This is a genomic window from Rhodobacter capsulatus, from assembly GCF_005144475.1.
GTDB classification, from domain to species: Bacteria; Pseudomonadota; Alphaproteobacteria; order Rhodobacterales; family Rhodobacteraceae; genus Rhodobacter; species Rhodobacter capsulatus_C.
The window spans coordinates 25,960-52,789 of sequence record NZ_SWJZ01000066.1; the positions used below are offsets into that span (position 1 = coordinate 25,960).

Consider the following 26,830-nt stretch of genomic DNA (forward strand, 5'->3'; position numbering starts at 1 on the left):
CGCGCGGCTATGCCGGAAACATGCGTCTGCTTCTGGTCGAAGATACCGCCGATCTGGCCGAGACCCTTGCGCGCCATCTGCGCGCCGAGGGCCATGCCGTCGATCTTGCCTGCGATGTCGAGGGCGCGCTGGCGGCGCTGGCGGTGACCGATTACGGCTGCGTGATCCTGGACCTTGGCCTGCCTGACGGTTCGGGGCTGGCGGTGCTGCGCGACCGCCGCGACCGTGGCGACCGCACCCCCGTCATCATCGCCACCGCGCGCGACCAGATTTCCGACCGCATTGCGGGGCTTGATGCCGGGGCCGATGATTACGTGGTCAAGCCCTTCGATTTGCACGAGCTTTCCGCCCGGATCCGGGCCCATGCCCGGCGCGCGCAGGGCGTGCCCGAGGCGCGGATCGTGCTGGGCGACCTTGAAGTGGACCGGGCGCTGGCGCGGGTCTGGCGGGCGGGGGCCGAGGTGCGTCTGACGGCGCGGGAATGGGCGCTGTTCGAGGCGCTTTTGGGCGCGCGCGGCCGGGTTCTGGGCAAATCCGCGCTGGAGGAGGCGCTTTACGCCTTTGACGACCGGATCGAGGGCAATGCGATCGAGGTCTATGTCTCGCGGTTGCGCGCGAAGCTGGGCCCCGCGGTGATCGAGACCCGGCGCGGTCTGGGCTATGTGCTGCCATGAGCCGGACCGCCGCCCCGCGTTCGATCCGCAACCGGCTGCTGCGCGCCGTGCTGGGGGTGGTGGCGCTGGGCTGGCTGGGCACGGTGGCGCTGACGGCGCTGTTCATCGACCGCGAGATGAGCGAGGGCTTCGACGAAGAACTGGAGCTGGTCGCCGAGACGACGATCCTCGCGCTGGAAACCGGCAGCAATCCGGCGGTGCCGCGGCTGGTGGGGGTCTCGCCCGGTCAGGACCAGCGGCTGTTGCGCGTGATCCGCCCGGGGGCGCCCGAGCCGGTGGTGCCCTGGATCTCGCCCGCCGAAGACGGTTTTTTCGATCAGGCGGGCTGGCGCGTGCTGCGGCGCAGCGGCGATCACGAAGTGGTCGAGGTGGCGCATAACCAGGCCTGGCGGCGCTCGGAAATGGCCGAGGCGGCGGTGTCGCTGCTGATCCTGGTCGGGCCGGTGGTGGCGCTGCTGATCTTGGGCATCCGGCGGGCGCTGCGTCGCGCGCTGGCGCCGCTCGATGATCTGGCGGAAACGATTGCCGGGCGGGGGTCCGACGATCTTTCGCCCCTGCCCGAGGCCGGTCTGGCGCGGGAATTGCGCCCGCTCGCGCATGGGCTGAACGGCTATCTCGCCCGGATCGACGATCTGCGCGCGATCGAACGCCGCTTTGTCGCCAATGCCGCGCATGAGCTGCGCACGCCGATCGCGGCGATCCGGGGGCGGCTCGATCTGCTGGGCGGGCCGGGGGCCGCGGCGGCGCTGCCGATGCTGGATGATCTGACCCGGCGGGTGGAGCGGCTGTTGCAGCTCTCCCGCTCCGAGGCGGGGCTGGGGCTGGGGCGGGGCCCCTCGGATCTGGTGCAGGTGGCGCGGCTTCTGGTCGAGGAGGCGCGGCGGCAGGGCGCGGAGATGCGCTTCGACGACGGCGATGTCGAAAGCCTGAGCCTGCCCGTGGATGCCGACGCGCTGGCGATCCTGATCCGCAACCTGCTGGAAAACGCGCTCGAACATGGCACCGGGCCGGTGCGGGTGGTGATCTGCCCGGCCGAGGCGGGGCAGGGGGGCGGGGCGGCGCTGATGATCGAGAACCCGACCGCGCAGGTGGCCTTTGTCGAGGCGCCCTTTGCCAAGGGCCCGGGCTCGCGCGGGTTGGGGCTGGGGCTGTCCATCGTCGCAGCGCTGGCCGCGGCGATGGGAGCAAGCGTCGAGAAGTCGATCCGCGCCGGGCTGGCGCGGGTGGTGGTGCGGTTTTAAAGCCAGCTTTCGACGACGGTGCGCAGGTCGATCCGGGCGCGCAGCTTCGTTGCCAGCAGATAGACGCCGCCGAATTTGCGTTGCAAGAACAGGCTGTCCACCGGCGGAAAGCGGAAATGCTGCCGATGCGATTGCAGCGCCATGCTTTCGTCGCGCATCCGCAGCGCCAGATCGTTCTGGCCGAAATCGTAAAACCCGGGCTGACGCAGGGGCTCGACCGACATCCGGAACATGTCCAGCAGCATCGTCTCCAGATCCTCGGGCATCTCGGCATGCAGAAAGCCGATCTCGCGCGCGGCATCGCGCACGCCGGTCAGATCGTCATCCAGCCCCGCGCGCAAAAGCCGCCGATAGCGGTCGGCAAAAGCCTCGGGGAATTCCCGCGTCGCGCCGAAATCGAGCAAGATCACCCGCCCCGTCGCCGGATCGTAGCGGAAATTCGCGAAATTCGGGTCGGTCTGCATCAGCCGATATTCGAACAATTCGCGGAAAATCAGATCGACAATCAGCCGCATCACCCGGTCGCGTTCGGCCTGCGGCGCGGTTTCCAGGCTTTCGATCGGCTCGCCCTCGACGAAGGACATCGCCAGAACCTCGCGCGTCGTCAGATCGGCATGCAGCGCGGGCACGGTGAAATCGGCGCTGTTTTCCTTGAGCTGGCCGAACAGCGCCAGATACTTGCCCTCGCGCTCGTAATCGGCTTCCTCGTGCAGCTGCCGCTTCGCCTCCTCCAGCATCGGCGCGATATCGAGCCCCTTCGGCACCAGCCCGGAAATCTTCATCAGCGTCGCGACATTGTCGACGTCGGAGTCGATCGACTTGCGCACGCCCGGATATTGCACCTTGATCGCCAGATCGCGGCCGTCTTTCGTCCAGGCCCGATGCACCTGCCCGATCGAGGCGGCGGCAATCGGATGCACGTCGAATTTCTTGAAATGCTTCAGGAAATCCGGCCCCCAGGCGGTGATCAGCACCTTTTTCAGCTGCGCGGGCGGCATGAAATGCGCCTCGGCACGCAGCCGGGCCATGATCTGCGACAGCTCGGGCGGCAGCATCTCGCCCGCGTCCATCGACATCAGCTGCCCCATCTTCATCGCCGCGCCGCGCATCTGCGCCAGCTTGTCGGCAACCTTCAGCGCGTTTTGCGGTGTCAGCAGCAGATCGCTCATCACCGGGCGTTGGCCGCGGGCCAGGCTTTTCGCCCCCTCGGCCATCACCGAGCCCGCGATGCTCGAGGCCAGCCCGCCAAGCTTCGCCGCACGCACGAAGCGCGAGGACGGCACGGGCATGGGTTTCATATCGGGCTTGCGCTCGGTCATGGTCGCTCCGGGGTTTGGTTTCGGTCAGATAGGACGGGGCTCAGCCCCGGCAAGAGCCACCGCCGCAGCCGCAGCCGCCGCCCTGACGCGGCGCATCGCGCAGCGCCGGAACGGCCTCGTGCCGGTGATCGTGCCGGTGATCGTGCCCGTGATCGTGGCCACCGCAGCCGCAGCCGCCGTGGCCATGGTCATGCCCATCATCGTCGTCGTGGTCATGGCCGCCGCAGCCGCCCCGGCCACCACAGCCGCCGCGCCCGTCGCAGCCGGGCGAGAGGCCCTCCAGCGTGCGGGCGGTGCCGATCAGCGCATCCATCAAGCCCTCGGCCAGCGCCGCGGCGGCGGCTTGCGGGTCGGTCTCCTCCTCGGTCACCACGGCCAGCACGCCGCGTTCGGCCATGCGCTCGACAAAGCCCTCGCCCGCGCCGGCCGAGATCACCGCCGTCATCGCATCGAGCGGATGCGGCCCGTCGCCGTGGAAGTCATGCATCGCCAGCTCTTTCGGCAGGTCAAGGCGATCCACCTCGACCGGCCCCTGATCGGCCGTCACCTCATAGACGAGAAAGCGGCGGGTCTTGCCCGCATGTCCGGTGATGGTGCGGAAATTCTGGCTGGCAACGGCGATCAGCATGGGCGTTCCTCGGGGTCAGTTGGCTTTGGCAGAGGCTTCGAGGAACAGGGTCTGCTCGGCGGTCAGCCGCATGTGACATGCGGCGGCATAGACCATCCGGCGGGGCGAATTGCGATGCACCATCCCCTCGAAGGTGCAGCGTTTCTCGGCCCATGTCTGCCAGGCGTCAAGCATGATCTGCGTATCGTCGACGAGCCGCGGCATGCCCGCGGCGATCTGCTTCGAATAGGGCACGTCCAGCTTTTCCGCCCGCGTCTTCATGGCCTCGGCCGCCGTCAGCATGCGCTTGCGCCACCAGCCGTATTCATCGGTATAGCAGGCCGCGACATCGGTGGGCTGGGTGGTGGAGGGACGCTTGCGGCAGGCCTCGGCCGAAAGCCCGATGCAGGCCGCCTGCGCCTCGGGCGTCGTCGCCTCTGCCATGCAATCGGCGGTGGGATTTCCCGCAAGGGCGGGCAGCGGCAGGCTGAGGGCCATGGTCAGACAGAGGGTCGAAACGCGCATCGGCGGAAACCTCGTGTAATTCCGGATGCGGGCAGATAAGCCGGTGGGGCAGGGGGTGTCTGTGACGTGGTCACATTCGGCGCGACGCCCCGTTCACGAAGTCGCGCGTCACTCGCCCAGCGAAACGCGCGCCTGTGCCGGATCGACGATCGGCGCGACCGGGTCCTCGACCGAGGGCAGCATCCAGGTCCAGAGTTTCTGGTCGGGCAGCGGCAGCACCATGAACCAGTGTTCCAGAAGCGCCAGCGCCGTCAGCACCGTCAAGAGCACGAAGCCGATGAAGATGCCGTCGGTTTCGGCATCGGCCGCGCGTTCCATCCAGCAGCCGGTGGCAAAGGTCAGAACGGTGATCGAGACCGGGAACAGGAAGTTCATCCGGGCGTGACAGAAATGACTGGCCAGATGGGCGAGCGGTTTCGGCAGGAACTGCGTGTTGATCCGCGGCACGCCAAGGAACAGGTTCAGCTTCGCCGAAACCCGGGCAAAGAACAGCGTGCCGAAGGTCCAGAGACCGAAATGGTTCTCTCCGGTCCAGACCAGCACCGCGCACAGGATCAGGGCCGAGATCAGGCCGATCTCATGCCACAGAAGCGTGCCGACCGAGCGGATGAACCGTTCCGTCATCGAGGCGAAGGGCGGGCAATGATCGCGGTTCGGCCCGGCGACGACGCCCGACAGGAACGCCAGCTCGAACCAGCCCCAGACCGAGACGGCGGACAGGAACGCCACATGCGCGCCGCGCACCGAGGTGTCATCGGCGGAATTGGCCATCGCGATATAGCCGCCGATCAGCAGCGGCAGCCCGCCGACGACCGAGCGCATATGCGCCGCCCGGCCCGACAGATCGGCGCGGCGGATGCGCCACAGGATCGCGCCGGTCGAAAACCACCACACGAAGATCGTCGTCAGCGCCACGAGCCAGGGATTGTTCATGCGCGGCACCCCCGATTACGGGGGCGCCGCGCTGGACCGGGGGACGCGCCCATCGCCCCGATCCGAACCGCCACGGGGGCGGTAACGCAAGGCCCGCAGGCCCACGCCTCCCGCCGCGCTTGCGCTGCGGCGGATCTGGAAAGGCGGTGGGGGATCAAAGCGGGCATGGGTTCCTCACTTCATGTCGAGAATACGCTCGAAGGCGGCCTTGCTGTCGGCGCCAAAGGCGTAAAGTTCGGTGGACCAGCCGGTGGCCGGGTCTTCCATCGCCAGACGGCCGTTGTCATAGCGCACGATCCGCACCGGCGGGTTGTCGGTGATCCGCGCCACGGCGCGCGAACGCCGCACGGCGGCCGCCATCACGTCGACGAACCCGCCCTCGGGCAGATCGAGCAGCAGATTGCCCGCCGGATCGGAGACGGTGACATGCCGCGAATCGATATCCTTCAGCACGATCAGCTTTTCGGCCACGACCTTGCCCGGGGCGGGCACGCCCTCGTGCGGGCGGTCGGTCAGCACCGCATAGGTGGTCAGTGCCAGTGCCAGAAGCGCGATGCCGATCATCGCCCGCAGAAGCGGTTTCGGGATCAGTTCGGCCTCGGGTTTGCCGGGCGTTTTCGCCTCGGGGCGCTGCGGGGCAGGGGAGAGGGGAAGCTGTGCCATCTGGTTCCCCTTATTCCGCCACGGCCAGACCGGCGCCGGCTTTCGGCGCGGCGACGACCTGCGGTTCGTTCAGTTTCGCCTGCGCCGCCTCGGAGAGGATGCGGGCGACCTTTTCGGCCTCGGGGATGCAGCGGAAGGCGGCCTGCGGCGCGCGGAAATACCAGGGACGCGCATGCGGCCAGAGCACGCCATAGGACAGGCGCATGTCCGAGCGGTTCTGCAGCGCGATCGTGCCGAAGCCCTTGCGGCCCAGCTTGGCCAGCGACATCGATTCGATCACGGTGAAGGGAATGGTGAAGGTCACCTGCAGCGCGGCGCCGATGCGCAGGATCGCGCGGGCCGAGGTGATGGTGTAGATCGCGGCACGGGCCTGCGCCCAGGCGAGCAGAAGCATCAGCCCGTAGACGACAGCGGCCATCAGAAGGAACAGCACGGCCGTGGGCAGCGCCACCCGGGCGCCTTCCTCGTGCCACAAAAGCGCGGTGCGCCAGGCTGCGGCAAACAGCATGATGCCCGTCATCCAGCGGATCTTGAACGCGTCGCGCGCCAGCATCCACATGTCGGGCTTGCCTTGCCAGAGAATCTCCTCGCCCTCCGGCAGGGGGGCGGGGATCCCCGGCTGGGGTTCGAAGTCGAAGTCATGGTCTGACATGCAGACCTCCGTATTCCAGTAGTGCGGTCAGACGGGACGGCGCGGGCGCGCGCCGTCCCCGTAGGCTCGCATCAGAGCGCGTAGGGTTTGACACCCTTGGCGTACATGTAGCCCCCGGCGACATAGGCCGAGATCTTGTCTTCTTCGAGCTTGGTGACAACATCCGGCGCCTTGATGTCGGGGATGGTGTCGAACAGGTCCGAGGTGATCGCGTTGACGCGCACACGGTCCGACCAGATCTTCAGCATGGTCATCGGCAGCAGCTTTTTCTTGCCCGAGTTCAGTTCGACCTCGAGGTAACGGACCAGCTGCTCGGGGATGTCCACCCACATGTCGACGATCTTGCCGACCACTTCGGTATCCCCGGCCTGCACCGGCATGCCACGCGGATCGCGACCGGCGGAAACCTTCATCTCGGTCTTGCGCATCGGCTGGATCTTGTTGTGACCATGCGCGTCAACCTCGGGCTCGTCGCGCCGCGGCACCCACGAAGCCGGGCCCACGCCGTCAAGCATCGGGTTGCCGGTCGGGCGGAACGGATAGCCTTCGTTGACCGAGGTGCGCTCGAGCGCGAGGTCGGTGCGACGGTGGGCTTCTTCGTTCTCGACCGAGGGAACGACGATCTTGCGGCCATCGGCCAGCTCGAAGGTCTTCGGCGACGGCACCGGGAACGGACCCTGGTTGACCGAAGGCAGGCCATCGTCGTTTTCGAGCGGATAGCCTTCGCGCATGTTCTCGGTTTGCAGATAGTAGATCAAATAGGCGAGAAACGCCCAGAACGACCAGATTGCAAGACTGGCCAGATCGAAGTCTCCGAAGAAATTGACACCGACCATTGTGGTCCTCCTTTGTCAGGTTGGAAATTCGGCAAGGCCGATCCGAGCCTCGCCGGTTTCCGGCTTCTTGGGGAAAAGGCTGCCGGGGCGAACGAGCGGTCCGAGCACGGCAAGGGTGATGAAGAGCAGTCCGATTTCGGTGACATAGACCACCGTGTAGCCGAGCGCCGGGCTATCGAGTGACCCCAGATAACCCGCCGCGGCGGCGTGGGCAACGAGGTCACGAGTCGCACCCCCGATGAACACCGCAAGCCCCGCCGCCGTGGCCTGCGCAGCACCCCAGGCGCCGAGCGCGATGCCGGCAGCACCCCGCACGACCACCATCATCGCCACGGTCAGCGTGGCAATTCCGAACATGCCGCTGCCAAGGCCGATGCCCATGGCAGCCGCGAAGAACAGCACCTTGCTGGCGAAAAGCGCCGAGAACAGCACCGCCGTGAAGGCGACGATGCCGACCAGAAGCCCGCGCGCAGCGATGCGATGCGCCACGGCACCTTGCGAAAGGCGCCGCGCCGACCAGATGAAACCGACAAGCGCGCCAAAGGCCCAGCCCGCGGTGAGCCAGGTCGTCTGCCCCACCTTCAGGCCCAGCACCTGCCCGCCATAGGGTTCGAGAAGCACGTCCTGCATCGAAAAGGCAAGGGTGCCGACCATCACCGTGGCCAGAAGCCGCAGGGCGCCCGGTTCGGCGGCCAAGAGGTTCCAGGCCTCGCGGAAGGTCTGACGCGGGGCTTCGCGTTCGGCCTTGGTCATCGGCCGCATCACTTCCTGCTTCCACAGCGCGATGACGTTCAGAACCAGCGTCATCGCCCCGCAGCCCTGCACGACCCGGATCAGCGTGATCTGGTCGAAGTCACGCAGCAGCCAGCCGACGATGACGGCGGAAATGCCCATGCCGATCAGGAACATGACGTAAAGCAGCGCCACCACCTGCGGCCGGGTTTCCTCGGTCGCGCGGTCGGCGGCCAGCGCCAGACCCGCAGTCTGCGTCATGTGCATGCCGACGCCCGCCATCAGGAAGGCGACGGCCGCGAAGGCCTCGCCCGCCCAGTCGGGGCCCATGGTCTGATCGCCCGAGAGCAGGATCAGCGCAAACGGCATCAGCGCCAGCCCGCCCATCTGCCAGAGCGAGCCGAACCACAGATAGGGCACGCGCTTCCAGCCAAGCGCCGAGCGGTAGGTGTCGGACCGGTGCCCGAGGATGGCGCGGAAGGGCGCCACCAGCACCGGGATCGAGATCATCGCGGCCACGACAAGCGCGGGCACGCCCAGCTCCAGGATCATCACCCGGTTGAGCGTGCCCAGAAGCAGGACTTGCGCCATGCCGACGGAAACCTGAAACAGCGACAGCCGCAGCAATTGCCGCAGCGGCAGGGTTTCGGACGCCGCATCGGCGAAGGGCAGCCAGGTCATCGCCAGCGAACCGATCATGCGGCGGGAGAGTATCATGGCCGATACTCCAGGCATTCCGAGATGTAGAAACCGCGCGCGACGCGGTCGATCTTGATCAGGCTGTCGCCCGCATGGCGTTGCAGCTTGTCCAGCGCATGCGGGATCATCACCGGCGAGCGGTTCGAGCGCGGGAAGAGCTTGCCCGCCCACCAGAACGCCATCAGGAAGGCGGTCTTCGGCGCGACGGTGAAGACGATGGCGCTGTGCGTGCGCTTGCCCAGCTCCGTCAGAACCCGGCCGATATCCGGCGCGCGGTAATAGATCAGGCTGTCCATCGCCACGACATAGTCGAACTGGCCCAGCGCCGGGTCCGCCATGTCACCGACATGGAAGCTGACCTTGGCGCGCAGCTCGGGCGGCAGGCGGTCCTTGGCGATGTCGATCAGCTGCGGCGAGATATCCACCGCCACCACCTCGGCGCCGCGTTTCGCCAGCTCGGCCGTGGTCAGCCCGGTGCCGCAGCCCGCATCCATGACGCGGCAGCCGGTCAGATCGTCGGGCAGCCGCGACAGCATGACGGCGCGCATCGTGTCGCGGCCCTCGCGGACGGTCTGGCGCACCTTGCCGAGTTTCTCGTCGGCGGTGGTCAGCCGCGCCCAGGCGCGGGTCGCGGTGCGGTCGAAATAGTGTTCGACGCGATTGCGGATCTCTGCGTAGTCGGAGGGCATTTCAATCGAATCCCAGAAGTTCGAAGATATGGCGATCGGTCAGCGGCTCGGGCGTCAGGCCCGGCTCGCCGGTCGAACGCCAGAGCGTCTCGGCCAGACGGATGTATTCGGCGCGCGCCATCACCACATCCTCGGCGTCGTCCATTTCGAACAGCGTGCGCTTCTTCAGCCGCGAGCGGCGGATGCTGTCGAGATCCGGCATATGCGCGATGCGCTTGAAATTGGCGGCCTCGCAATAGCGGTCGACCTCGTTCGTCTCGCGCGAGCGGTTGGCGACGCAGCCCGCCAGACGGACCTTGTAGTTCACCGCCTTCGCCTGCACCGCGGCGATGATGCGGTTCATCGCATAGATGCTGTCGAAATCGTTCGCGGTCACGATCAGCGCCCGGTCGGCATGTTGCAGCGGCGCCGCAAAGCCGCCGCAGACCACGTCGCCCAGCACGTCGAAGACCACCACGTCGGTATCTTCCAAAAGGTGATGCTGCTTGAGCAGCTTCACCGTCTGGCCGACCACATAGCCGCCGCAGCCGGTGCCCGCGGGCGGGCCGCCGGCTTCGACGCACATCACGCCGTTGAAGCCCTCGGTCACGTAATCCTCGGGGCGCAGCTCTTCGGGGTGGAAGTTCACCTGCTTGAGGATGTCGATCACGGTTTCCTGCAGCCGCCCGGTCAGGGTGAAGGTGCTGTCATGTTTCGGATCGCAGCCGATCTGCAGCACGCGCTTGCCCAGAAGCGAGAACGCGGCCGAGAGGTTCGAGGAAGTCGTCGATTTGCCGATCCCCCCCTTGCCATAGACCGAGAACACGCGCGCGCCGCCGACATCGAGGCCGATGTCTTCGCTGTCGTGCACCTGCACCGAGCCCTCGCCGTCACCGTCGAAGCCCTTCAGGTCGGGAATATCGTCGCGCGGGCTCATGCGGCCCTCCTTTTCGTCGTCGTCCATGTCATTCTGCCGCAACGCCTTCCATCCGGTCTTCCAGCTCGTCCGCCGCGGCCTGAAGGGCCGCCAGCGTCGCCGCATCCGGTTGCCAGTAGTTGCGGTCCGAAGCTTCCAGAAGCCGTTGCGCCATCCGGCTTGACGCGGCCGAGTTCAGGCTTGCCAGCCGCTCGCGCATCTCGTCGTCCAGCACGAAGGTTTCCGAAAGCCGCTGATAGACCCAAGGCTCAACCTGCCCTGTCGTGGCAGACCAGCCAAGGGTGTTCGTGACCTGCGCTTCGATCTGCCGCACGCCTTCGGCCCCGTGTTTCAGCAACCCTTCGTAGAATTTCGGGTTCAGGCTGCGCGCCCGGGTTTCCAGCGCGATCTGGTCTTGCAGCGTCCGCACCGTGCCCGCACCGCGGGTCTGGTCGCCGATATAGACCGGCGTTTCCTTGCCGCCCTGCGCCCGTTTCGTCGCCCGCGCGATGCCCCCCAGCGTGTCGAAATAGTGATCGACGGTGGTCACGCCCAGTTCCACGGATTCAAGGTTCTGATAGGCCAGATCGACCTTGGACAGCACGTTTTGCAGCAGGTTCACCTGCTTCGTCGACTTGCCGTCGCGCCCATAGGCAAAGGACTTCCGGGCTTCGTAGGCATCGGCCAGCTCGTCCTCGTCGCCAAAGCCCGCCGAGCCGACCAGCGTGTTGACGTTCGAGCCATAGGCGCCTTCGGCATTCGAGAAGACCCGAAGCGACGCCGTGTCGAAGTCCATCCCGGTTTCCTGCATGCAGGTCAGGGTGTTGGCGCGGATGAAGTTCTGCGCCAGCGGTTCGTTTTCGGCACTGGCGCAAAGATAAGCCGCCTCGGCCAGAAGCTTGGTTTGCAACGGCAGCAGGTCGCGGAAGATGCCCGAAAGCGTCATCACCACGTCGATCCGCGGACGACCCAGTTCCGCAAGCGGGATCAGCTCCGCCCCGGCCAGACGGCCATAGTTGTCGAACCGCGGCCGCGCCCCCATCAGCGCCAGCGCCTGCCCGATCGGACCGCCATCGGATTTGATGTTGTCCGAGCCCCACAAAACCAGCGCGATCGAGCGCGGCAGGGTGGGGTGGGTGGCCAGAAGCCGCGCCGCCTGCGCCGCGCCGTCGCGGATCGCAAACGCGGTCGGCATGCGGAACGGGTCGAAGGCGTGGATGTTGCGCCCCGTGGGCAGGATCTCGGGCGAGCGCACCAGATCGCCCCCCGGCACCGGCGGCACGAAGCGGCCATCGAGCGCGTGCAAAAGCCCCGCGATTTCATGCTCTTCCTGCAGCAGCCGGTCCGCCCGTGCCCGGTCGGCATTTTCCGGCATCAGCGCCAGCATCTCGGCCCTCGCCTCGGCGGTCATCGGACGGCCGACGACATGCAAGCCTTCGGTGATCAGCGCGCCCTCGGTCTCCAGCAGCTTTTCCCACAGCGTCGAAAGGTCCGAGGCGTCCATGTTCACGCCCTTGGCCTGTTCGCGCACCAGCGCTTCCAGGTCTTCGGCCTCGGGCGAGTCGGGCGGCAGGGCGCGCAGACGGCCAAGGCTTTCCTTGATTTCCGACAGGCCCTTGTAAAGCCCCGACTGCGCCAGCGGCGGGGTCAGGTGCGACACGATCACCGCGTTCGACCGGCGCTTGGCGAGCGTCGCCTCGGACGGGTTGTTGGCGGCATAAAGATAGACGTTCGGCAGGTTGCCGATCAGCCGGTCCGGCCAGCAGCTTTCGCACATGCCGGCCTGTTTGCCGGGCATGAATTCCAGCGCGCCATGCATGCCGAAGTGCAACAGCGTGTCGGCGGCGAAATCCTCGCGCAGCCAGCGGTAGAAGGCCGCAAAGGCATGGGTCGGCGCGAAGCCCTTTTCGAACAGGAGCCGCATCGGGTCGCCTTCATAGCCGAAGACCGGCTGCAGCCCGACGAAGACATTGCCGAACTGACGGCCCAGAACGAAGACGTCCCGCCCGTCGGTCTGGTGCTTGCCCGGGGTCGATCCCCAGGCGGCTTCGATGTCTTTCAGCCACTTGGTCCGGGCGACGAATTCGGCCGCGGGGATGCGGGCCGCGATCTGCGCCGGTTGGCCATGCGTGGTGTTCGGACCGCAGAGCACCGCGTCGCGCAGCTCCTGCACCGAAGCGGGCAGCTCGCCCATCTGATAGCCCGACGCCTTCATCGCGTGCAGCACGTTGAAAAGGCTTTCGAAAACAGACAGATAAGCGGCCGTCCCGGCCGCCCCCGCATTCGGCGGGAAGCCGTAAAGCACGATGCCGACCTTGCGCTCCGCCACCTTCGAGCGGCGCAGCTTCGCCATGCGGACGACCTTGTCCACCAGCGTCTCGATCCGCTCGGGGCAGGGCGCCATGGCGTGGCTTTCGGCCTCGGGATCGGGTTTGCAGCCGCGCGCACAGGTCACGCAGCCCGCCGGATCATGGCGGCCCGCGAAAACCGTCGGGTTCGTCGCGCCGTCGATTTCCGGCAGCGCGATCAGCATGGTGGTTTCCACCGGGCCAAGCCCGCCGCCCGAAGCCCGCCATTGGCCAAGCGTCTGGAATTCCAGCGGTTGCGCGGTGACATAGGGCACATCGAGCGCCTTCAGCGTTTCGACCGCCGCATCGCTGTCGTTATAGGCCGGGCCGCCGACGAGCGAGAACCCGGACAGCGACAGCAGCGTGTCGATCTTGCCGTGCAGGAATTCCTCGATCGCGGGGCGGCCATCCAGCCCACCGGCAAAGGCGGGCAGAACGGCGACGCCATGCGCCTGCAATTCGCGGATCACCGCATCATAATGCGCGGTGTCCTTGGCGAGGATGTAGCTGCGCAGCATCAACAGGCCGATCGTCGCGACCGGGTTTGCGGGCTGCGGCAGCTTCTTCGGATCGGTGGTGATCCGGCCCGGCATGTCGGGGTGATAAAGCCCGACCTCGGGGTAGTCGATCGGCGCCGCCGCCTTGATGCCGCGCCAGTCGCGGTTGTCGGCATAGCGGCCCACCAGATAGCGGACCATGGATTCGATATTGTCCTCGGACCCGCCCAGCCAATATTGCATGCACAGGAACCAGGCGCGCAGATCCTGCGCCTTGCCCGGGATGAATTTCAGCATCTTCGGGATCGTGCGCAGCATCGACATCTGCTTTTCTGCAGATCCCGCGCCGGGTTCCGACTTGCCGCGCAGCTTTTTCAGAAGCGCCATCGGCCCCGAAGCGGGCTTGGTCATGTCCAGATCGCCCATCTTCGTCAGACGGACCACCTGCGGATCGGCGACCATGCCGACAAAGGCATCCAGAGTGTCGCGCACCGCCTGCATCTCGGGCACGATCATCTGCAGGTGCTCGTCGATGAACAGAAGGTTCGCGACGACGATATTCGCGCCAAGGACGGCCGCCTTCGCAGCCGCCAGCTTGGCCGGGTTTTCCGACCATTCGGCGGCGGCGTGGACGGAAATATGGATGTCGGGGAAGTCGTGTTGCAGCCGCGGCAAAGCGCGGGCAGCCGGACCGGCGGCATGCTGGTCGAGCGTGATGATCACGACGTTATAGCCGCCCGGACGGTGCGGCGGCAGCGGCAGCGTTCCGCTCATCGACTCATCGTGCATAATGGGCCTTGGCCTCATAGAGGGTTTCGACGGAGATGTCGCACACGCCTTTGTGCGCGGCATAAAGTTCGGTGTTGCGCTTGGCCTTGCCCCGCACGAAGAACGGGATCTTGCGCAATTCGCGCTCGGCCTCGGGCAGCCAGCGGATTTCGCCGCGGGCCTGGGCATCGACTACCGGCGAGGGCGCTGCCGGGGTGTCGGAGGTCGCCGCAGGGGCCGTTTCGGCCGGGACGACAGGGGATTCTTCCCGAGCCACAGCCTTGCCGCCATGATGGCTGGCCCCGGCCGCGTCGTGGAATTCGAAATCTTCGCGGAACATCGTCAGCAGATGTTCCTCAAGGCCCATCACCAGCGGATGCACCCAGGTGTCGAAAAGGACGTTCGCGCCTTCAAAGCCCATCTGCGGGGCATAGCGGGCGGGGAAGTCCTGCACATGGACCGGCGCCGAGATCACCGCGCAGGGCAGGCCCAGCTTTTTCGCGATGTTGCGCTCCATCTGCGTGCCAAGGATCAGTTCCGGTGCGGCGGCCTCGATGGCCTTTTCCACTTCCAGATAATCATCGGTGACCAGCGCCTCGAGCCCGTATTCGGCGGCCGCGGTGCGCAGGGGGCGGGCCATCTCGCGGTTGTAGCAGCCCATGCCGACGACTTCGAAGCCGATCTCCCGCGCGGCGATCCGCGCGGCGGCGATGACATGGGTGCCGTCGCCGAAGATGAAGACGCGCTTGCCGGTCAGATAAGTCGAGTCGACCGAGGCCGACCACCAGGGTTGCCGCAGCGTCGATTCGTCGGTGACGACGGGCAGGCCGGTGATTTGGCTCACCTCGGCCAGGAAATCGCGGGTGGCGCCGACGCCGATCGGCACGACCTTGGTGAAGGGCTGCTTGCAGGCGCGCTCCAGATGGCGGGCCGCCGATTCCCCGGTTTCGGGATACATCAGCACGTTGAAATGCGCCTGACCCAGCTTGCGCAGGTCATCGGGGCTGGCGCCGAGCGGTGCGCAGACATTGACCTTGATCCCCATCGTGGCCAGAAGCTTCGTCACCTCGGCCACGTCGTCGCGATGCCGGAACCCCAGCGCGGTGGCGCCCAGAAGGTTGCAGGTCACCTCGGCCGTGCGCTCCATCGGCACGGACAAAGCCCGCACCAGCGCCCGGAAGGTCTCGTCCGCGCCGTAGTTTTCCTTGCGCGAATAGCTCGGCAGTTCCAGCGGCACGACCGGAATGGGCAGGTTCAGCGCGCGGGAAATCCCGTTCGGATCGTCTTGCAAGAGCTCCGCCGTGCAGGTCAGCGCCACGGCCATCGCCTGCGGCTTGTAGCGCGCATGGGCGGCGGCCAGCGCGTCCTTCAGCAGAATCGCGGTGTCGGTCCCCATATGCGAGGCCTCGAAGGTCGAGAAACTCACCGGCGGGCGGGCATTGCGACGCTCGATCATCGTGAAGAGAAGATCGGCGTAAGTGTCGCCCTGAGGACCGTGCAGCACCAGCTGCAGGTCCTTCATTGCCGTGGCAACACGCATCGCGCCGACATGCGGCGGGCCCTCATAGGTCCAGAGCGTCAGCTTCATGCCGCGCCTCCGTTCAGCAATGCACGACGGCGCAACGGGCGCGAGAACAACCCGGCCAGATCCCCCGCCTGCTCGTAGAAATGCACCGGCGTGAACACCAGTTCGATTGCCCACTTCGTCGCATGACCCTTGGCCTCGAGCGGGTTCGCCAGCCCCAGACCGCAAACGGTCAGATCGGGGTTGATCGCCTCGTGCCGGTCAAGCTGGGCTTCCAGATCCTGCCCCTCGGTCAGGGCGGTGTTCGACGGCAGCAGGGCCAGATCCGGCGCCATGATCGCCTTGTGCAGGAAGGGGGTGGCGATCTCGGTCGTCTTCATGCCGCATTCGCGGGCCAGAAACCGCGCCAGCGGAATTTCCAGCTGGCTGTCGGGGAACATGAAGAGCGACTTGCCGGACAGCGTGTCGAGATGCGCGGCGATCGCCTTTTTCGCCCGGGCGCGGGGCGCGGCGGTGACGGCCTCGAACTTTTCAGCCGAGACGCCATAGGCATCGGCCACGGCCTTCAGCCACAGCGTCGTGCCTTCTTCGCCAAAGGGGAAGGGGGCCGAGATCCGCTTCGCGCCGCGCCGTTCCAGCGCGCCCGCGGTTTCGCCCAGGAAGGGTTGCGCCAGAATGAACCGGGTGTTCGGCCCCACGGCGGGTTCGATGTCCGAGCGCCGCGCCGGCAGCATCCGCACCGGGCCGACGCCAAGCTGGGTCAGAAGCGACAGGCACTGATCCTCGACCACATCGGGCAGGGCGCCGACGACGATCAGCTCGGCCGCATCGGTCGCGTCCAGCGTCGGCACCATCGCGGCCAGACAGGTGTCTTCCCCTTGCGTGAAGGTCGTATCAAGGCCCGAGCCGGTGTAGCTGTAAACCCGCACATGCGGCGCATGCAGGCCCGACAGCCGTTCGGCCGCGCGGTCAAGATCAAGCTTCAGCACTTCGGAGGGGCAGGAGCCGACAAGGAACAGCTGCCGGATGTCGGGGCGGCGCTCCAGCAGCTTCGCCACCTCGCGGTCAAGTTCCTTGTGCGCGTCGGCAAGGCCCGCCAGATCCTGTTCTTCCAGAACCGCGGTGCCGAACCGCGGCTCGGCAAAGATCATCACGCCCGCGGCGGCCTGCAGCAGGTGCGCGCAGGTGCGCGACCCGACGACCAGAAAGAAGGCATCCTGCATCTTGCGGTGCAGCCAGACGATCGAGGTCAGCCCGCAAAACACGGCTTTCTGACCACGCTCGCGCCGCACCGGAGAATCGGTGCAGCCGAAAGTCGGCGAATCGAGGCTCATCGCGTCCCCCGTTCCATCACCAGGGACCCGGCCGCTTCGGAAGCTGCCTGCAGCCGCGCTTGCCGCAGTTTCCACAGGAACTGTCCGGCGTTGATGACATAGGTTGCATAGGCAGCCAGCGCGATGAACATCTGCAGCTCATGCGGCTGGCCGGTGAAAAGCGCCCAGAGATAGGCCGTGTGCAGCGCGATCACCCCGAAGGAAAACACGTCCTCCCAGAAGAAGGCGGGGGCGAAAAGATACTGCCCGAACACGACTTTTTCCCAGATCGCTCCGGTCACCATGATCGTGTAAAGCAAAAGCGTCTTGATCAGGATCGAGATCGTCGCGGCGTCGTAACCCTCTCCGGTCAAAAGGAATCTGACCACGAGCACGAGCGAGATACCGAAGACCAGGAACTGCAGCGGCGCCAGGATGGCCTGCACCAGCGTCCACGGAGTCGCATCCCTGCGGGCGCGTTCTTCCTCGGTGTAGAGTGCTTTTCGCGACGGGTTTTGGGGGGAGTTTGGCATAGTGGCAGCCAGCCTTTCTTCGTGAGCGCACTCTGCCGTAAAACTGGGCTTGTCACGAGAAAGTGTCAATGAAAACTTACACTCAGGGGCGGGACGAAACGCCGCTGCCCTTGCGCGCAGGGTCGTCTTGAACGCCCGGCCCCCCCCCGGCTAAACCCGTGCCACGACTCGTCCGGGCAGAAGCCGGGCGGGGCGGAATGCGCCTTTTCCCAACTTGGCCCGTGCCTTGCGCCGCGGCGGTGGAGACACTGCCGGTCCGGCCGGTGCCGCGGGCAGGAAAGGCGTGTTGATGTGTAATAGATGTGGGTTTATTGACCCATGTCATGTTCCGCGCGCCGGGGATGGGGAACGATCCCGGGCGACGTTGGGTTTCGGGGACTCGAATGCGGGATGTAAGTGTTGAACTCGAGCATGGCTCGACGGGATGCCTTGACGGCTTCGTCGGTCTTGCTCTCGAAGCGATCGGGCGGCTTGTCGCGCGGCGCATGAACGGGGTGACGGAACTGCAGACCGTGCTTGTGAACAGGATGGTCGAACTGGCAACGGGACCGGAGCTTGGCGCGATGGACCTGCTGTTCGACGAATTCCGCGCCGCACACGTCCCGGTCGAGGAGATGGCCACCCATTACATCCCCGAGGCGGCCCGCCAGATCGGCGCCGCCTGGGACAGCGACCGGATCGGCTTCGCGCAGGTGACGATCGCGATCTCGCGGCTGCAGGAATTGCTGCATGCGCTGCAGACGCTGGTCACCGCCGACTCGGTCGGTTGCGCTAACGGTGCGACGGTGCTTCTGATCGTCCCGCCGGGGGAACAGCACACGCTGGGGTCGCTCATCGTGGCGATGGAACTCCGCCGCAGGGGGGTCTCGGTGCGGATGCTGTTCGCGCCGGGGTTGAGCGATCTGTCGCGTTTGATGACGACAACCCGGTTCGACGCGGCTTTGATCACCGTCGGCAGCATGGACAGGGTTGAAATCTGCGCCAAACTTGTCAAAACCCTGTCCAGCCTGACAAAGGGGCGGATGCGGGTTGCGATCGGTGGCGCCATCGTATCGCAACGCGCCGAAGCACTCGCAAGAACCGGGGCGGATCTGGTGACGAACGATCTTTCGCTCGTCATTTCCGAATTTTCTCTGGTATGACTGAAAACGGTTGTGGGTCGAGGATGACGAAGGAAGGCTGACGAAGAGACACGGGTTGTGGAAAGGTTGCGGCCGTGACATCGGATGGAAGCTTCTTGATGCGACGGGAGGCCCTGGAAAGGGTTTCTCCCGACCTGCTGGCTGACATCGTCACGTCGGCCTGCGACATTGCCTTGGTCGTGTCACCCGGGCGCGTCGTCGAATCGGTCATGGTCAGCCCGCAGTTCGGCCCGTCCGAACGCTTCGCATCCTGGCAGGGGGCGCGGCTCTCGGCGCTGTTCAGCCCGGAAAGCGCGCAGAAGCTGGAAAACCGGCTGGCCGACGGGCCGGAGCCGGGCCGGTCCCTGCATCTGGAACTGACCCATTCCGCCGAGGCCTTCACCCTGCCGGTGCGCTACACCATCACCCGCTCGGGCGAGGATGGGACGCTGTTGCTGATCGGGCGCGACATGCAGCCGCTCGCCGAGGTGCAGCAACAGCTGGTCAAGGCGCAGCTGGCGCTGGAACGCGATTACGAGGCGCAGCGCGAGATCGAGACCCGGTATCGCGTGCTGCTGGAGGCGCATCCGGCGCCGCTTCTGATCGTGTCGATGTCGACCGGGCGGATCGCCGATCTGAACCTGGCCGCGGCCGAGATGATCGGCGCCACCCGGGCGGAACTGATCGACACGCCGGTGGGGCAGGAGCTGGACGGGCGCCGCCGCGGCGAATTCCTGGAAAATCTGGCCAAGCTGGCGGGCTCGGACCCGCTGGGCGGGGTCGAGCTGACGGTCCGCCGCTCGCGCCGCAAGGTGACGGTGACGGCGACGCTCTTTCGCGCCGCGGGCGACCGGCTGCTTTTGTGCCGTCTGGGCGAGGCCGAGGCCCGGCGCACGCGTGTCGATGACACGGTCGAGCTGAGCGAGCGGCTCTTCCTCAAGGGCATCGATGCGATGGTGTTTCTGGACGCCGACGGCACGGTCCGGGCGGCGAACGACGCCTTTCTGTATCTGACCGATGCGGGCTCGGCGGCGCTGGTGCAGGGGCGGTCCTTTGCCGATTTCCTGTCGCGCGGCGCCATCGACCTCAACGTGCTTTTGGACAACGTCAAGCGCATCGGCCATCTGCGCCATTACGTGACGCGGCTGAACACCGATTTCTCGGGGCAGGTGACGGTCGAGCTGTCGGCGACGCTGTTTAACGACCGGGCGACGCCGACGATCGCGCTGGTCATCCGCGACAGCAACCTGGCCGATGCGACGCGGATCATGCCGGGGATGGCCAGCAACGAGGGGCTGCGCAATGTCATGCAGATGGTCGGCTATGCGACGCTGCGCGACATCGTCTCGGAAACCACCGAGATCATCGAGAAGATGTGCATCGAGACGGCGCTGGAACTGACCGGCAACAACCGGGTGGCCGCGGCCGAGCTGCTGTCGCTGTCGCGGCAATCGCTTTACGTGAAGCTGCGCAAGTTCGGGCTTTTGTCGAAGGACACCGAATAGCGCCCCGGGCGGATTGACCGAGGCCATCGCCGAGGTCACGCACGACATTGGCCCCGTGACCGCCGGGGGCCCCCAAGCCGCGCCACGGGCGCGGCGTTCTTCGGGGAAACGCGCCACTGGCGCGTTTCTTATCCCTCATCACCCTCGGCCTGCGTCCGCCCCGCCATCGGCGGGCGCATTCGCGCCGCCGGGGCGGAGCGCAGGCCTCTGTTGTGCTTGGGGAAGCGGCCGTGCGACGCCCGGCGCGTGACGGGCGGGGAAACGCGCTGCGTTTCCTGGTCCGCCCGAGACGTCAAGCCTGCCGCGACCGAAATTCCCCATGCCTGATTCACCTTTGCAAATCCGCGCCGCCCGCAAGCGCCGCGGGACCGCTTTTCCGGCCCCGATGTTCCCGCTTTCCCCCGCCTTTTCCCGGCTGCGCCACCCCGTCGCAGGCCCCCCTGCCCCCGGGAAGGGGTTCAAGCAGAATCAAGCAATATCAAAAGCTTGCGAGCGCGACTTGCGCCCCGCGACAGGGGTGCGGCAATTTTCTGCATTTGACCTGTGCGATTTAATATGGTTGGGATACATGTCAACTGAGGTTTACACCTACGCCCTGGAGGGTCAGCCATGCGCATCCTTTTCGTCCACCCCAATTACCACTCCGGCGGGGCCGAGATCGCGGGGAACTGGCCCCCGTCGTGGGTCCCCTATCTTGCCGGTCACCTGAAAAAAGCGGGTTTTGACGACATCCATTTCATCGATGCGATGACGCTCAACGTGTCGCATGACGAGCTGCGCAAGAAATTCGCCGAGCTGCAACCCGACATCATCGGCGTGACCTCGATCACCCCCTCGATCTACGAGGCGGAAGAGACGCTGAAGATCGCCAAGGAAGTCGTGCCGAATGCGGTGCGCATGCTGGGTGGCGTGCATGCGACCTTCATGTTCCGTCAGGTGCTCTCGGAGGCGCCCTGGGTCGACGTGATCGTGCGCGGCGAGGGCGAGGAGATCGTGGTCGAGCTGGCCAAATGCGTCTCCGAAGGCCGCTGGCCGGAAGACCGCGCCTCGATCAAGGGTCTGGCCTATCATGACGGCGCCGAGATCGTCGCGACGCAAGCCGCGCCGACCGTCAAGGACATCGACAGCCTGAAGCCCGACTGGTCGCTGATCGACTGGAAACACTATATCTATATCCCGCTGGGCGTGCGCGTCGCGATCCCGAACATGGCGCGGGGCTGCCCCTTCACCTGCTCGTTCTGCTCGCAGTGGAAATTCTGGCGCGATTACCGCGTCCGCTCGCCCAAGGCCGTGGTGGACGAGATCGAAGATCTGGTGAACAACTACGACGTGGGCTTCTTCATCCTTGCGGACGAAGAACCGACGATCAACAAGAAGAAATTCGTCGAATTCTGCCAGGAGATGATCGACCGCGGTCTGAACCACAAGGTCAAATGGGGCATCAACACCCGCGTGACCGACATCTACCGCGACCGCGATCTGCTGAAATTCTACCGCGAAGCCGGTCTGGTGCACATCTCGCTCGGCACCGAAGCCGCGGCGCAGCTGAAGCTTGACCTGTTCAACAAGGAAACGACCGTCGCCGAGAACAAGGAGGCGATCCGCCTTCTGCGCGAAGCCGACATCTTCACCGAAGCGCAGTTCATCGTCGGTCTGGACAACGAGACCAAGGAAACGCTGGAAGAAACCTTCCAGATGGCCTGGGACTGGCAGCCGGATCTGGCGAACTGGTCGATGTACACGCCCTGGCCCTTCACGCCGCTCTTCCAGGAGCTGCGCGATCAGGTCGAGGTCTTCGACTTCTCGAAATACAACTTCGTGACCCCGATCATGAAGCCGAAGGCGCTGACCCGCGGCGAGCTGCTTGATGGCGTGATGAAGAACTACCGTCGCTTCTACATGCGCAAGGCGCTGTTCCACTATCCGTGGCGCGGCACCGGCTTCCGTCGCCGCTATCTGCTCGGCTGCCTCAAGGCCTTCCTCAAGGCCGGGGTGGGGCGGACCTTCTACGACCTCGGCAAGGCCGGGTATTGGGGCCCGCAGACCAAGGACACGGTCGATTTCCACTTCGACGAGACCCGCAAGATCGCCGAAGCGCAGGTCGCCGACTGGGAAGCCGCCGCCGACCGGTCGCGCAAGCACAAGGAACGGCAGGAAGCGCTGCGCGCCCAGATGAAGGACCGCGCCGCCGACCGCAACACCGCGAACTTCGTGATGCCCGCGGATGCGGAAGACGAGTTCGACCTCTCGGCCGAGACGCACGAGGCGCGCAGCGCCGAACATGCGGCGATGGCCTGCGGGGGCGGCAAGGACCAGATGGTCGACGCCGCGGAATAAGAAGGAGTGACGGCCATGAGCGGTGCCGCGCCTGCGCCGCAAGATGACGAGCCCCGGATCGGGCCGAATGCCATCTTGCAAACGATCGGCGTGCTCGACCGCCACCTTGGCCGTGCCGAGCGTGACCGGGTGATGCGGCTGGCGGGCGTGCCCGTCCCGCCGCCTGACAGCGGCATGCTGCCGGAAAGCCAGTGCCGCGCCGTGCATCAGGCGCTGCGCGTCGATCAGGGCGAAGCCGCCGAGGGCCTGTTGTGGCTCTCGGGGCTGGCCACCGGCGACTATATCCTGGCGAACCGGATCCCCGGTTTTGCCAAGGCGATCATCCGCGTGCTGCCCGGGTTTCTGGGCGCACGCCTGCTGGCGGCGGCGATCACCAAACACGCCTGGACCTTCGTGGGGTCGGGGCGGTTCCGGGTCGAAAGCTTCCGCCCGCTGACCTTCCGCATCGATGACAATCCGCTGCGCGCCGACGCCGCCGAACGCCCCTCGTGCTTCTGGCATGCGGCGGTGTTCGAACGGCTTTTCGGCACGCTCGTCTGGCCCGAGGTGACGGTGGAGGAAATCTCCTGCGCCTCGGTCAGCGGGGGCCCGTGCCTTTTTGTCCTGCATCCGCAGGGCAAGAAAACGGCTATGCCCAGCTCTGTCCACTCCGGCTGAGGCCCCCTCCCGGGCCTTGCCCCGCAACTTCCGGTGACCTGACCCCATGAGCGCCCAAGACCTTTCGCCCAGCCGCCGCAGCATCCCCGAACCGCGGGCGATGCTGGAACTGATCAAGCCGGTGACCTGGTTCCCGCCGATGTGGGCTTATCTGTGCGGCGCGGTGTCGTCGAACGTGCCGATCTGGGACAACAAGGGCGTCGTCGTGCTGGGCATCGTCCTTGCCGGTCCGATCGTCTGCGGCATGTCCCAGGCGGCGAATGACTGGTGCGACCGTCATGTCGACGCGATCAACGAGCCGCACCGGCCGATCCCCTCGGGGCGCATTCCGGGCCTCTGGGGGCTTTATATCGCCATCGCCATGTCGCTTCTGTCGCTGGTCGTCGGCTGGCAGCTGGGCAGCTGGGGCTTTGTCGCGACGCTTCTGGGCGTCGCCGCCGCCTGGGCCTATTCGGTGGAACCGATCCGGCTGAAACGCTCGGGCTGGTGGGGGCCGGGGCTGGTGGGTCTGGCCTACGAGGGCCTGCCCTGGATCACCGGCGCCGCCGTGCTGCTGGCCACCGCCGACAGCGCGCCGGGCTTTCCCATCGTGATGATGGCGACGCTTTACGCGCTTGGCGCGCATGGCATCATGACGATCAACGATTTCAAGGCGATCGAGGGCGACCGCAAGCTGGGCATCAAGTCGCTGCCCGCCGTCTACGGCCCCGAGGTCGCGGCGAAGATCGCCTGCACGGTGATGGGGCTGGCGCAATCGCTGGTCATCACCATGCTGTTCCTGTTCTCGAAACCCTTCCACGCCACCGCCGTGCTGGTCCTGCTGTTCGGGCAATTCTGGGCGATGTCGGTCTGGATGCGCGACCCCGAGGGCAAGGCGCCCTGGTACAACGGCACCGGCGTGGTGATGTATGTCTCGGGCATGATGATCACCGCCTTCGCACTTCGGGGCTTCACGGTATGACGCTGGGCTGGCTCCAGATTTTCCGGCTGGGGCTGGTGCAGCTGTGCATCGGCGCGGTGGTGGTGCTGACCACCTCGACGCTGAACCGGCTGATGGTGGTGGAACTGGCGCTGCCCGCGGTGTTGCCCGGCGCTTTGGTGGCGCTGCATTACGGGCTGCAGATCGCCCGGCCCGCCTGGGGGCTGCGCTCCGATACCAAGGGCAACCGCACCTTCTTTGTCATCCTGGGCATGGCGGTTCTGGCGCTTGGCGCCTTTCTGGCCGCCGTCGCCGTCGTGCTGTTCCCGCTCGCCTGGGGGCAGGCGCTGCTTTTGTCGATCTTCGCCTATGTGCTGATCGGCTTTGGCGTCGGCGCCTCGGGCACCTCGCTTCTGGCGCTGCTTGCTTCGGCGACCGAACCGCGCCGCCGTGCCGCCGCGGCCACGATCACCTGGCTTCTGATGATCTTCGGCATCGCCGTCACCGCGGGCACGGTCGGCCATTTCCTGGATCCCTATTCGCCGGTGCGGCTGTTGTGGATCGTGGCCATCGTCACCTTTGGCGCCGTCGTGCTGACGACGCTCGCCGTCTGGGGGATCGAACGGCGTCTGGCCCATCCGGTCCCCGCCGACACCCCGCCGCGGCTGCTTGAGGGGCTGCGCGAGATCTGGGCCGAACCGCAGGCCCGCGCCTTCACCTTTTTCCTGTTCCTGTCGATGACCGCCTATTTCCTGCAGGAGCTGATCCTTGAACCCTATGCGGGGCTGGTCTTCGGCTTCACCGCCGGCGAGACGACGAAGCTGTCGGGGATGCAGAACGGCGGCGTGTTCTTCGGCATGCTGACGGTGGGCCTCGCGCTCTCGGGGTTGAAAATCGGCTCCTTGCGCGGCTGGGTGGTGACGGGCTGCCTTGGCTCCTCCGTCGCGCTTGGCGCAATCGTCGTGCTGGGCCATCTGCCCGGCGCGGCGCTGATCCCGGCGGTGATCGGGCTTGGCTTCTTCAACGGCATTTTCGCGGTCGCCGCGATCGGCGCGATGATGGCGCTGGCGGGCGAGGGCCGGTCTTCGCGCGAAGGCACGCGGATGGGCCTTTGGGGCGCGGCGCAGGCGATTGCGGCGGGCTTTGGCGGCCTTCTGGGCGCGGGGGCGGCCGATCTGATGCGGCTGGTTCTGCCCGATGCCACGGCATTCGGGCTGGTTTTCGGGGCGCAGGCGCTCCTTTTCATCGTCGCGGCCATGATGGCGACCGGAGTGGTCGCCGCACGGGGCGCGGCACGGGTTCCCACGGTCATGGCGGGTGAATGAGATGCAATATGATGCTTTCGTTGTCGGGGGCGGTCCTGCGGGATCGACGGCGGCATGGGATATGGCCCGCGCGGGTCTCAAGGTGGCCCTGCTGGACCGCGCCGGTCGGATCAAGCCCTGCGGCGGCGCGATCCCGCCGCGGCTGATCCGCGACTTCGACATTCCCGATCATCTTCTGGTGGCCAAGATCACCTCGGCGCGGATGATCTCGCCCACGGGCCGCTTCGTCGATATCCCGATCGAGAACGGCTTCGTCGGCATGGTCGACCGCGAGGATTACGACGAATGGCTGCGCGAACGCGCGGGCAAGGCGGGGGCGGAGCGGATCACCGGCACCTGGCTGCGGATCGAGCGTGACAGCGGCAAGACCGTCGTCGTCTGGCGCGACAAGGTCACGGGCGAGGAGATGAAGGCCGAGACCCGCGTGGTGATCGGCGCCGACGGGGCGAATTCGCAGGTGCGCAACGAAGTGCCCGCGACGAAGATCCCGCTGGTTTTCGCCTATCACGAGATCATCAAGGCGCCGACCACCGTGCCGAACTACGACCCGACGCGCTGCGACGTCTATTACGATGGCCGCATCAGCCCGGATTTCTACGGCTGGGTCTTCCCGCACGGCAAGACCGCCTCGATCGGGATGGGGACGGAATTGCCCGACGTCAGCCTCAAGGACTGCACCGCGCTTTTGCGCGAGATGTCGGGGCTGGCCGGTGAGGAGACGATCCGCAAGGAAGGCGCCCCGATCCCGCTGCAACCGCTCGATGTCTGGGACAATGGCAAGGATGTGGTGCTGTCGGGTGATGCCGCGGGCGTCGTGGCGCCCTCCTCGGGCGAGGGGATCTATTACGCCCATGCCGGTGGTCGCTACGCTGCCGAGGCCGCGATGGCCTTCCTGAAATCGGGCAAGTCCGCCGATCTGAAACGCGCGCGGGCGGGCTTCATGAAAGAGCACGGCACGGTCTTCAAGGTGCTGCGGATGATGCAGGACAAATATTATCACAGCGACGACCGCCGCGAACGCTTCGTCTCGCTCTGCCATGACGTCGATGTGCAGCGCATGACGTTCGAAAGCTACATGAACAAGAAGATGACCTCGTTCCAGCCGCTGAAGAACCTGAAGATCGGCTTCAAGAACCTCGCGCATCTCTCCGGCCTCGTGCCGCCGCAATGGACCTGATCATGGCCGAGGAGATGATCCCCGCCTGGGTCGAGGGCGTTTTGCAACCCGTCGAGAAGCTGGAGGCGCACCGCAAGGGCCTGCGGCATCTGGCGATTTCGGTTTTCGTGACGCGCGGCAACAAGGTGCTCTTGCAGCAACGCGCGCTGTCGAAATATCACACGCCGGGGCTTTGGGCGAACACCTGCTGCACCCATCCCTATTGGGGCGAGGACGCGCCCACCTGCGCCGCGCGCCGTCTGGGGCAGGAGCTGGGCATCGTCGGGCTGAAGCTGCGCCACATGGGGCAGCTCGAATACCGGGCCGATGTGAACAACGGCATGATCGAGCATGAGGTGGT

At 66.2% G+C, this 26,830-nt stretch carries 24 protein-coding genes; 10 read left to right on the forward strand and 14 right to left on the reverse strand.

From position 1 onward, the window contains the following. Positions 1 to 20 precede the first annotated feature (20 nt). Positions 21 to 674, forward strand: a complete 654-nt coding sequence (locus tag FBT96_RS15200; protein ID WP_136908097.1) for a response regulator transcription factor — start codon at positions 21 to 23, stop codon at positions 672 to 674. Next, on the forward strand, positions 671 to 1,915 hold the full coding sequence (locus tag FBT96_RS15205; RefSeq protein ID WP_136908099.1) for a histidine kinase dimerization/phospho-acceptor domain-containing protein: 1,245 nt from the start codon (positions 671 to 673) through the stop codon (positions 1,913 to 1,915). The genes FBT96_RS15200 and FBT96_RS15205 overlap by 4 nt, the downstream gene beginning before the upstream one ends. Here the strand turns inward: FBT96_RS15205 and FBT96_RS15210 are convergent. The 14 genes from FBT96_RS15210 to bchF form a co-directional block, all read right to left on the reverse strand. Next, positions 1,912 to 3,234 carry an ABC1 kinase family protein gene (locus tag FBT96_RS15210; protein ID WP_136908101.1) on the reverse strand — a complete coding sequence of 441 codons (1,323 nt, stop codon included), beginning with the start codon at positions 3,232 to 3,234 and terminating at the stop codon, positions 1,912 to 1,914. The two genes, FBT96_RS15205 and FBT96_RS15210, sit on opposite strands and share 4 nt — an antisense overlap. Before the next feature lie 40 nt (positions 3,235 to 3,274). Next, positions 3,275 to 3,862, reverse strand: a complete 588-nt coding sequence (locus FBT96_RS15215) for a NifB/NifX family molybdenum-iron cluster-binding protein (protein ID WP_136908104.1) — start codon at positions 3,860 to 3,862, stop codon at positions 3,275 to 3,277. Between the two features lie 15 nt (positions 3,863 to 3,877). Next, complete coding sequence (locus FBT96_RS15220) at positions 3,878 to 4,366, reverse strand: lysozyme inhibitor LprI family protein (protein ID WP_136908106.1); 489 nt, start codon at positions 4,364 to 4,366, stop codon at positions 3,878 to 3,880. Positions 4,367 to 4,474: 108 nt separating this feature from the next. Then, on the reverse strand, positions 4,475 to 5,299 hold the full coding sequence (puhE, locus tag FBT96_RS15225; protein ID WP_136908108.1) for a putative photosynthetic complex assembly protein PuhE: 825 nt from the start codon (positions 5,297 to 5,299) through the stop codon (positions 4,475 to 4,477). Positions 5,300 to 5,473: 174 nt separating this feature from the next. Further along, positions 5,474 to 5,962, reverse strand: a complete 489-nt coding sequence (gene puhC / locus FBT96_RS15230) for a photosynthetic complex assembly protein PuhC (protein WP_136908110.1) — start codon at positions 5,960 to 5,962, stop codon at positions 5,474 to 5,476. 10 nt (positions 5,963 to 5,972) lie between these two features. Continuing rightward, on the reverse strand, positions 5,973 to 6,614 hold the full coding sequence (puhB, locus tag FBT96_RS15235; RefSeq protein WP_136908112.1) for a photosynthetic complex putative assembly protein PuhB: 642 nt from the start codon (positions 6,612 to 6,614) through the stop codon (positions 5,973 to 5,975). A 71-nt stretch (positions 6,615 to 6,685) separates the two neighbouring features. After that, a complete protein-coding gene (puhA, locus tag FBT96_RS15240) occupies positions 6,686 to 7,450 on the reverse strand; it encodes a photosynthetic reaction center subunit H (protein WP_136908114.1) in 765 nt (254 codons plus the stop codon). A gap of 15 nt (positions 7,451 to 7,465) precedes the next feature. Then, a complete protein-coding gene (locus tag FBT96_RS15245; protein ID WP_136908116.1) occupies positions 7,466 to 8,899 on the reverse strand; it encodes a PucC family protein in 1,434 nt (477 codons plus the stop codon). Beyond that, positions 8,896 to 9,570, reverse strand: a complete 675-nt coding sequence (gene bchM / locus FBT96_RS15250) for a magnesium protoporphyrin IX methyltransferase (protein WP_136908118.1) — start codon at positions 9,568 to 9,570, stop codon at positions 8,896 to 8,898. Before bchM ends, FBT96_RS15245 begins: the two co-directional genes overlap by 4 nt. Before the next feature lies 1 nt (position 9,571). Then, the gene (bchL, locus tag FBT96_RS15255) at positions 9,572 to 10,486 is read right to left on the reverse strand and encodes a ferredoxin:protochlorophyllide reductase (ATP-dependent) iron-sulfur ATP-binding protein (protein ID WP_055209649.1); all 915 of its coding nucleotides are present in this window, start codon (positions 10,484 to 10,486) and stop codon (positions 9,572 to 9,574) included. A gap of 28 nt (positions 10,487 to 10,514) precedes the next feature. Beyond that, positions 10,515 to 14,084: a magnesium chelatase subunit H gene (locus FBT96_RS15260; protein WP_136908120.1), complete on the reverse strand. Its 3,570-nt coding sequence runs from the start codon at positions 14,082 to 14,084 to the stop codon at positions 10,515 to 10,517. A gap of 4 nt (positions 14,085 to 14,088) precedes the next feature. Continuing rightward, positions 14,089 to 15,666, reverse strand: a complete 1,578-nt coding sequence (gene bchB, locus FBT96_RS15265) for a ferredoxin:protochlorophyllide reductase (ATP-dependent) subunit B (RefSeq protein ID WP_136908122.1) — start codon at positions 15,664 to 15,666, stop codon at positions 14,089 to 14,091. Then, positions 15,663 to 16,937, reverse strand: coding sequence for a ferredoxin:protochlorophyllide reductase (ATP-dependent) subunit N (locus FBT96_RS15270; protein ID WP_136908124.1), 1,275 nt, complete (start codon positions 16,935 to 16,937; stop codon positions 15,663 to 15,665). Before FBT96_RS15270 ends, bchB begins: the two co-directional genes overlap by 4 nt. Further along, positions 16,934 to 17,449 (reverse strand): 2-vinyl bacteriochlorophyllide hydratase, encoded by a 516-nt coding sequence (gene bchF, locus FBT96_RS15275; RefSeq protein WP_136908126.1) that lies wholly within the window; start codon positions 17,447 to 17,449, stop codon positions 16,934 to 16,936. Before bchF ends, FBT96_RS15270 begins: the two co-directional genes overlap by 4 nt. Positions 17,450 to 17,832: 383 nt before the next feature. Between bchF and FBT96_RS15280 the strand changes: the two genes are divergently transcribed. The 8 genes from FBT96_RS15280 to FBT96_RS15315 form a co-directional block, all read left to right on the forward strand. Continuing rightward, entirely contained in the window at positions 17,833 to 18,591 is a 759-nt protein-coding gene (locus tag FBT96_RS15280; protein ID WP_169583503.1) for a cobalamin B12-binding domain-containing protein, read from the forward strand. A 98-nt stretch (positions 18,592 to 18,689) separates the two neighbouring features. Beyond that, positions 18,690 to 20,075: a transcriptional regulator PpsR gene (ppsR, locus tag FBT96_RS15285; protein WP_136908130.1), complete on the forward strand. Its 1,386-nt coding sequence runs from the start codon at positions 18,690 to 18,692 to the stop codon at positions 20,073 to 20,075. 609 nt (positions 20,076 to 20,684) lie between these two features. Then, the gene (gene bchE, locus FBT96_RS15290; RefSeq protein WP_136908132.1) at positions 20,685 to 22,412 is read left to right on the forward strand and encodes a magnesium-protoporphyrin IX monomethyl ester anaerobic oxidative cyclase; all 1,728 of its coding nucleotides are present in this window, start codon (positions 20,685 to 20,687) and stop codon (positions 22,410 to 22,412) included. A gap of 15 nt (positions 22,413 to 22,427) precedes the next feature. Beyond that, positions 22,428 to 23,069 (forward strand): bacteriochlorophyll 4-vinyl reductase, encoded by a 642-nt coding sequence (bchJ, locus tag FBT96_RS15295; protein WP_074553196.1) that lies wholly within the window; start codon positions 22,428 to 22,430, stop codon positions 23,067 to 23,069. Between the two features lie 46 nt (positions 23,070 to 23,115). After that, the gene (gene chlG, locus FBT96_RS15300) at positions 23,116 to 24,030 is read left to right on the forward strand and encodes a chlorophyll synthase ChlG (protein ID WP_136908134.1); all 915 of its coding nucleotides are present in this window, start codon (positions 23,116 to 23,118) and stop codon (positions 24,028 to 24,030) included. Further along, on the forward strand, positions 24,027 to 25,313 hold the full coding sequence (locus FBT96_RS15305; RefSeq protein ID WP_136908136.1) for a BCD family MFS transporter: 1,287 nt from the start codon (positions 24,027 to 24,029) through the stop codon (positions 25,311 to 25,313). Before chlG ends, FBT96_RS15305 begins: the two co-directional genes overlap by 4 nt. Before the next feature lies 1 nt (position 25,314). After that, positions 25,315 to 26,490 (forward strand): geranylgeranyl diphosphate reductase, encoded by a 1,176-nt coding sequence (locus FBT96_RS15310; RefSeq protein ID WP_136908138.1) that lies wholly within the window; start codon positions 25,315 to 25,317, stop codon positions 26,488 to 26,490. Further along, positions 26,481 to 26,830 (forward strand): isopentenyl-diphosphate Delta-isomerase (locus FBT96_RS15315; protein ID WP_136908140.1); only part of this gene is annotated, 350 nt, incomplete at its 3' end. The genes FBT96_RS15310 and FBT96_RS15315, both read left to right, overlap by 10 nt.

What these genes read in the sequence shown, in the direction of transcription:
- ppsR (WP_136908130.1), top strand. Translation starts at nt 18,690, where the DNA reads ATGCGACGGGAGGCCCTGGAAAGGGTTTCTCCCGACCTGCTGGCTGAC.
- FBT96_RS15205 (WP_136908099.1), top strand. Translation starts at nt 671, where the DNA reads ATGAGCCGGACCGCCGCCCCGCGTTCGATCCGCAACCGGCTGCTGCGC.
- FBT96_RS15220 (WP_136908106.1), bottom strand. Translation starts at nt 4,366, where the DNA reads ATGCGCGTTTCGACCCTCTGTCTGACCATGGCCCTCAGCCTGCCGCTG.
- puhB (WP_136908112.1), bottom strand. Translation starts at nt 6,614, where the DNA reads ATGTCAGACCATGACTTCGACTTCGAACCCCAGCCGGGGATCCCCGCC.
- chlG (WP_136908134.1), top strand. Translation starts at nt 23,116, where the DNA reads ATGAGCGCCCAAGACCTTTCGCCCAGCCGCCGCAGCATCCCCGAACCG.
- FBT96_RS15260 (WP_136908120.1), bottom strand. Translation starts at nt 14,084, where the DNA reads ATGAGCGGAACGCTGCCGCTGCCGCCGCACCGTCCGGGCGGCTATAAC.
- FBT96_RS15305 (WP_136908136.1), top strand. Translation starts at nt 24,027, where the DNA reads ATGACGCTGGGCTGGCTCCAGATTTTCCGGCTGGGGCTGGTGCAGCTG.
- bchJ (WP_074553196.1), top strand. Translation starts at nt 22,428, where the DNA reads ATGAGCGGTGCCGCGCCTGCGCCGCAAGATGACGAGCCCCGGATCGGG.
- FBT96_RS15310 (WP_136908138.1), top strand. Translation starts at nt 25,315, where the DNA reads ATGCAATATGATGCTTTCGTTGTCGGGGGCGGTCCTGCGGGATCGACG.
- bchM (WP_136908118.1), bottom strand. Translation starts at nt 9,570, where the DNA reads ATGCCCTCCGACTACGCAGAGATCCGCAATCGCGTCGAACACTATTTC.
- FBT96_RS15280 (WP_169583503.1), top strand. Translation starts at nt 17,833, where the DNA reads ATGCGGGATGTAAGTGTTGAACTCGAGCATGGCTCGACGGGATGCCTT.
- FBT96_RS15215 (WP_136908104.1), bottom strand. Translation starts at nt 3,862, where the DNA reads ATGCTGATCGCCGTTGCCAGCCAGAATTTCCGCACCATCACCGGACAT.
- puhC (WP_136908110.1), bottom strand. Translation starts at nt 5,962, where the DNA reads ATGGCACAGCTTCCCCTCTCCCCTGCCCCGCAGCGCCCCGAGGCGAAA.
- bchE (WP_136908132.1), top strand. Translation starts at nt 20,685, where the DNA reads ATGCGCATCCTTTTCGTCCACCCCAATTACCACTCCGGCGGGGCCGAG.
- puhA (WP_136908114.1), bottom strand. Translation starts at nt 7,450, where the DNA reads ATGGTCGGTGTCAATTTCTTCGGAGACTTCGATCTGGCCAGTCTTGCA.
- FBT96_RS15245 (WP_136908116.1), bottom strand. Translation starts at nt 8,899, where the DNA reads ATGATACTCTCCCGCCGCATGATCGGTTCGCTGGCGATGACCTGGCTG.
- FBT96_RS15200 (WP_136908097.1), top strand. Translation starts at nt 21, where the DNA reads ATGCGTCTGCTTCTGGTCGAAGATACCGCCGATCTGGCCGAGACCCTT.
- puhE (WP_136908108.1), bottom strand. Translation starts at nt 5,299, where the DNA reads ATGAACAATCCCTGGCTCGTGGCGCTGACGACGATCTTCGTGTGGTGG.
- bchB (WP_136908122.1), bottom strand. Translation starts at nt 15,666, where the DNA reads ATGAAGCTGACGCTCTGGACCTATGAGGGCCCGCCGCATGTCGGCGCG.
- bchL (WP_055209649.1), bottom strand. Translation starts at nt 10,486, where the DNA reads ATGAGCCCGCGCGACGATATTCCCGACCTGAAGGGCTTCGACGGTGAC.
- FBT96_RS15210 (WP_136908101.1), bottom strand. Translation starts at nt 3,234, where the DNA reads ATGACCGAGCGCAAGCCCGATATGAAACCCATGCCCGTGCCGTCCTCG.
- FBT96_RS15270 (WP_136908124.1), bottom strand. Translation starts at nt 16,937, where the DNA reads ATGAGCCTCGATTCGCCGACTTTCGGCTGCACCGATTCTCCGGTGCGG.
- bchF (WP_136908126.1), bottom strand. Translation starts at nt 17,449, where the DNA reads ATGCCAAACTCCCCCCAAAACCCGTCGCGAAAAGCACTCTACACCGAG.